Genomic DNA, 2,122 nt, shown 5'->3' with positions numbered 1-2,122 from the left:
GGTCGGTGGTCAGACCAACCGCGGCGAGCCCCGGCAGCGACGCGTCGAGCACCTCCCACCAGAGGCCACACCCGCGCGTGTCCGCAGCCGGTTGCACCGGCGTGCTGCCCCGTGGGGTGCGTTCGTCGGGGCGGGCGGCGGCCGGAGCGGACGCGACTGACGAGACCAATGCGCCGACAATTGTGAGCCCAATTATGGCAAGCCTGCGGCGAGGAGTTGTTTTCATGAATATGCCTCCGTCGAAGATTTGTGCGGCTCTGTGCAAACCTCAGCCTAAGCAGTCAGCACGTGTTAGCGAAAGGGCGTAATCCCTGCTCAGTGCACCTGCCATGATTTCGGGCGCAGGAGCGCGAATGGAACTCCGGAAAGATTTCGGCGAATTGCGGCGGTCGGGTCTGACTGTGGTTCGTTGTGGTTGTGCTCGGTGAGCCAACCTCTACCCGCTGTCACTGAACCTGCTTGGTGCTCTGGGGCGCTGCCCGGTCCGACGGCGTCATCTCGTGGTCTCGCCGGCGCCGTGTACCTCCGTGGTTCTGCTTCAGAGTCGATCATGGCCGTTCAGGGAGGTAACGCAGACCCCATCCGCTCGGCCGGTCGGCTTCGAAGCACTGGTATGGCGGAGGAGTCTGCGCGGCGGGTGGGACGGTATCGGCTGCTGCGGTGTGTCGGGCAGGGTGGGATGGGGCGGGTGTGGTTGGCCCGTGACGAGTTGCTGGACCGGGAGGTGGCGGTCAAGGAGATGCTGTTCCGGGTCGGGCTGACCGACAGGGAAGTGGCGGATCTGCGGCGGCGGACGCTGCGGGAGGCGCGGGCGGCGGCGCGGCTGGATCACCCGCACGTGGTGCGCGTCTACGACGTGATCATGCTGGACGTCGCCGTTCCGTGTGCGCGGAATCCCGCGCCTCGGTGTCGCTGCCGCCGCCGCTGCCCGCCACCGTGTCGGTCGGCGTGGACGGCATGCTGCCCTTCCTCACGCCCAACCGGGACTTCTAACGCGTGGACACCGCCCTCACCGTCCTCAGGTCGACCGGACGGACGGGCGTCTGACTCTCGACGGTGAGGTCGACCGACCTCACACCTGGCGCTATGAGGATCTTCTCGCCCGCGGTCTCGTCGAATACGACATCACCCTTAACTGCGTCTCCAACGAGGTCGGCGGCCCCTACGTCGGCACCGCCCGCTGGACCGGCGTTCCCCTGGCGCCGCTGCTGGGCGAGGCCGGCATCCGCCCCGGACAGAACCAACTCGTCAGCCGCTCCGTCGAGGGAATGACCATCGGCACCCCCCTCACCGCGATCCTCGACGGCCGAGACGCCCTGCTCGCCGTGGCCATGAACGGCGAACCCATGCCTCTGGAGCACGGCTTCCCGCTGCGCATGCTGGTTCCCGGCCTCTACGGCTACGTCGGCGCCTGCAAATGGCTCACCTCGATAACCGTGACCACCTTCGACGCGTTCGACCCCTACTGGGTCCAACGCGGATGGGCCCCCCACGCACCCGTCAAGACCGCCTCGCGCATCGACACCCCCAAACCCTTCGCCCAACCTCCCGCCGGACCCGTCATGATCGCCGGCGCCGCCTGGGCGCAACATCACCGCCGTCGAAGTGCAGATCGACGACGGCCCGTGGCAGCAGACGCGCCTCGCCCACGACCCCTCACCGGACCTGTGGCGGCAGTGGACGTACCGCTGGGACGCCACCCCGGGCAGGCACACCCTGTGCCCCCGCGCCACAGATGCCACCGGCACCGCCCAGACCGTGCCACGGGTGCCACCGTTCCCCGACGGGGCGACCGGCTGGCACACCGTCACCGTCACCTGACCGGATGACAACTCAACCCCCTCGACACGGTCGGGGCAAGATGCCAAGCGGCAGGACGATCGGCTCAACGATGGGTAATTCCCGGAGGCGTTGATCAAGTAGCGGCCGTCACTGTGTGAACGCTTCGCGTTGTTGCCGTGGATGCAGGAGCGCCACATCCCAGGACGGCGCCGTGCGGCGGCCAAGCTCCGACGTGACGGTGAGGACCCCGTTGACGCCGATGGTCGTGGAGGGCTGTGTCGCTGACCGGCCCCCTGCTGCCGCAGGCGGGTGACGCCCCGAGCCCCCTCTTCCGCCACCC

General features: G+C 68.3%; 1 protein-coding gene and 2 pseudogenes. All 3 read left to right on the top strand.

From position 1 onward, the window contains the following. Nucleotides 1-613 precede the first annotated feature (613 nt). A pseudogene (locus tag D7223_RS33875) lies at nucleotides 614-862 on the top strand (serine/threonine-protein kinase); the annotation flags it as partial. 181 nt (nucleotides 863-1,043) lie between these two features. Further along, nucleotides 1,044-1,391, top strand: a pseudogene (locus D7223_RS33870) (molybdopterin-dependent oxidoreductase); the annotation flags it as partial. Nucleotides 1,392-1,605: 214 nt separating this feature from the next. Further along, nucleotides 1,606-1,821, top strand: a complete 216-nt coding sequence (locus D7223_RS33865) for a molybdopterin-binding protein (RefSeq protein WP_238162336.1) — start codon at nucleotides 1,606-1,608, stop codon at nucleotides 1,819-1,821. Nucleotides 1,822-2,122: the final 301 nt, after the last annotated feature.

Source organism: Micromonospora endolithica, from assembly GCF_003626595.1.
GTDB lineage: Bacteria > Actinomycetota > Actinomycetes > Mycobacteriales > Micromonosporaceae > Micromonospora > Micromonospora endolithica.
The sequence above is the reverse complement of the archived record's forward strand: the minus strand, read 5'-3'. Positions and strand labels throughout refer to the sequence as shown.